Annotated in this window: 2 protein-coding genes; both read left to right on the top strand. The window is 42.8% G+C overall.

Features of this window, described 5'->3' with window-relative positions; genetic code table 11:
* Positions 1-290: 290 nt before the first annotated feature.
* Entirely contained in the window at positions 291-2180 is a 1890-nt protein-coding gene (locus tag OGM63_RS26725; protein WP_263748748.1) for an ABC transporter ATP-binding protein, read from the top strand.
* A gap of 486 nt (positions 2181-2666) precedes the next feature.
* The gene (locus OGM63_RS26720; RefSeq protein WP_263748747.1) at positions 2667-3140 is read left to right on the top strand and encodes a TspO/MBR family protein; all 474 of its coding nucleotides are present in this window, start codon (positions 2667-2669) and stop codon (positions 3138-3140) included.
* Positions 3141-3564: the final 424 nt, after the last annotated feature.

Here is a 3564-nt window from a genome sequence, read left to right as displayed (position 1 = left end):
GAACGTCTGTACTAAAGTTAGTTGATCACGCAGTCCCCCTTGATCACGCAGTCCCCCTTATCCCCCTTGTCTCCCTGTCTTCTTTTTGTGGATAACGGATGTAGCGTCAGGCTAGTTTACACAGCCATATTTGCTACATCCGTTAAAATTTCCGAAAAATTGTCATATATAGTGCCAAATTTCCCAACAAAGGTGTAACAATCAGAAAAATCAGTTCCACTGGTTACAAAACCACTGTTAAAATCCAGATAATTTTAAATTTAGTAAGTCACGATTAATACCCGATTCCTATGAGAGAAACTATCCTAGAGGTTCGCAATTTACAAGTTGAATTTTCCGATGATGGCAACAGCGTCAAAGCTGTAGACGGTATTTCCTTTGAGTTGCATCGTGGGGAGACTCTGGGAATAGTGGGAGAGTCGGGAAGTGGAAAATCAGTAACATCCCTAGCTGTGATGGGTTTGGTGCAGACTCCGGGAAGAATAAGTGGTGGTGAAATTTGGTTTCGTCATCACGAAAATGCCGCACCAGTCAACTTGGTGGAGTTACCCCCACAGCAAATGCAGCTTTATCGGGGTGGTGATATTGCTATGATTTTTCAAGAACCGATGAGTTCGCTCAATCCAGTTTATGACATAGGGTTTCAGCTAACCGAAGCAATTATGCGACATCAGAAAGTGTCGCAAGGTGAAGCAAAACAAAAAGCGATCGCAGGTTTACAAGAAGTAAAACTCCTTCCTAGCGATGAGCAAATAAAAGAGCAATATCTCGAAACCTGGAAACAAACTTCTGTTAACTCATCAAAGCCACTAGATGAGCGACAATTAACAGAGTTGGTGAAGCAACACAAAGATGCCATGCTGGAACGTTACCCCCATCAACTTTCTGGGGGTCAGTTGCAGCGGGTGATGATTGCAATGGCAATTTCCTGCAATCCCTTACTATTGATTGCAGACGAACCCACCACAGCTTTAGATGTGACAGTCCAAGCGACAATTCTCGAATTAATGCGGGAATTGCAGCAGCGACGTGACATGGGTATGATTTTTATCACCCACGACTTAGGATTAATTGCCGAAATTGCCGACTCTGTAGCGGTGATGTACAAAGGTAAAATTGTCGAATATGGATTAGCAGCGCAAATTTTTAACAATCCCCAACATCCTTATACTAAAGGGTTAGTTGCTTGTCGCCCCTCACTTAACAGCCATCCCCAAAAACTCCTCACCGTTTCCGACTACATGAGTGTAGAAGAAACCCCAAACGGACAGGTGGTAATTCAAGCGAAAGAACCGTTAGCTCCCATACAAGTTAGCAGAGAAGAAATTACTGCAAGGTTAGCAAACCTCAACGAACAGAAATCGCTGTTGGAAGTCCGCAATTTGAAAGTGGGTTTCCCAGTGCGGGGTGTATTTGGCAAAACGACACGCTACACGATGGCAGTTAATGGTGTTTCTTTTGATGTGAAACCTGGGGAAACACTCGGATTAGTGGGAGAATCAGGTTGTGGAAAAACCACTCTTGGTAGAACTTTACTGCGATTAATTGAACCGATGAGCGGTGAGATTATCTTTGAGGGACAAGATATTACTACCCTTAAAGGAGAACCGTTGCAAAAACTGCGACGAGAAATGCAAATAGTCTTTCAAAATCCCTTTAGTGCGCTTGACCCCCGGATGAAGGTTGGGGACGCAATTATGGAACCGTTGTTAATTCACTCTGTTGGCAAGACGACGAAACAACGCAGAGAACGAGTAGAGGAACTTTTGGAAAGGGTGGGATTGAGTGCAGATGCGATTAAGCGCTATCCGCATCAATTTTCTGGGGGTCAACGTCAAAGAGTTTGTATTGCACGTTCCTTGGCGTTAAATCCTAAGTTTATCATTTGCGATGAATCAGTTTCCGCACTGGATGTTTCGGTACAAGCACAGGTGTTGAACTTGTTGAAAGAATTGCAAGATGAGTTTAAGTTGACTTATATATTTATTTCCCACGATTTGAGTGTGGTGAAATTTATGAGCGATCGCATTTTGGTGATGAATCGTGGTCAAATTGTCGAACAAGGTATAGCCGAAAGCATTTACCGTGAACCGAAGGAAGAATACACCCAGAGGTTGATTGCTTCGATTCCTACCGGGAGTGCTGAAAGAGTGCAAAAGCGACAATTACGAGCGTTGTGAGATTTGTTGCAAATAGACATCTCCATAAAAAATGTAGAGACGTAGCACTGCTACGTCTAATCAAGGGTTTCGGGCAACGCATAATTAATTTATACCAGACGTCTAATAGACATCTGTTGGAAAACAATGTAGAGACGCGAAATTTCGCGTCTCTTGGGGTTTGGATAACGCATATTTAATTTTCGGAGATGTCTAATGACTAATTAACCGCAGATGTAGACGCAAAGCAACTTCCCCCAGGGTACGCTGATGAGATGCATGGTCTGCAATCAGATGTTCGCTCTCAGGGATGATGAACAATTTACTTGTAAATTGGCAAAATAGAATCGCAATATAAGGCAATACGGTTCAGATAAGCCGAAAAATCAGTGGTAGAGACGCGATAAATCGTGTCTCTACATACCTAAAATCAATACCAAAATCCTTAACACCAACCGTATTGCAATATAATGCGCGATCTGAGTATAAACGGCAGGGATGTGGGGCATGATTAAATCTTGGATGGTGATTGGAGGTGTAGCTTTTTTAGTTGCACTGGCTGCTAATATTATTACCCCAGGCGATCGCAAATGGTTCAAACGCTTAGAAAGACCGAGATGGTTAACTTTTGAGGCAGCAATCCCAGTTATTTGGAGTGTAATATTTATTTGCGGTGCTTGGTCAGCTTATATTGTCTGGGAAAAAAACCCAGGCACGACTCAAACATGGTTGCGGATGGGTTTATACCTACTTTTAGAAATTGCTACCATCGCCTACACCCCTGTAATGTTTAGACTTCGCAGCCTGAAAATCGGTACAATTATTGGTGCCATCGGTTTTATGATCTCGGTTATTTTAGCGATCGCAGTTTTACCCGTTTCTGGTTGGGCAGCACTGTTACTGGTTCCTTATTTACTTTGGAGTCCTATTGGCACTTATACCACTCAACAAATGAGTCGTCTTAATCCTCAAGATGCTTAGGTTAGTTGTAAGTGATAAGTTGCAGTCCCAATTGAATAACACCCTCGCATCCGCCTTAGACTTAAGTCTAAGGCTCATAGCATAAGTCCACTTTCAGTGGACTTACCCATTTACACAAAATAAACTTATAAGTCTAGTAAGTGAGTGGGCGAAATTAAATGTAAAATATTCTTCTGGTTCGTAGTGAGCCAGCACGCAGAAAGGGGGTCTCCCCCATGAGCGACTTCTGATAGCGAAGCGGTAGCGAGTATTCTCGATTCGGGGAGACGCTCCGCGAACGAGCGTCTCCCCTTGGGTGAGTTAGTCCTAAGCCAGCAATAACATAGACAAGTCTAGACTATTATTGACAACTACCCTCCTATATTTTCAATCAGATTATCAACAATTTCTCTTAACCGTTCTTGCCAGTTATGTACGGATTTTA

Source organism: Plectonema radiosum NIES-515, from assembly GCF_025753815.1.
Taxonomy (GTDB): Bacteria; Cyanobacteriota; Cyanobacteriia; order Cyanobacteriales; family Nostocaceae; genus Hassallia; species Hassallia radiosum_A.
The sequence above is the reverse complement of the archived record's forward strand: the minus strand, read 5'-3'. Positions and strand labels throughout refer to the sequence as shown.

What these genes read in the sequence shown, in the direction of transcription:
- OGM63_RS26725 (WP_263748748.1), top strand. Translation starts at nt 291, where the DNA reads ATGAGAGAAACTATCCTAGAGGTTCGCAATTTACAAGTTGAATTTTCC.
- OGM63_RS26720 (WP_263748747.1), top strand. Translation starts at nt 2,667, where the DNA reads ATGATTAAATCTTGGATGGTGATTGGAGGTGTAGCTTTTTTAGTTGCA.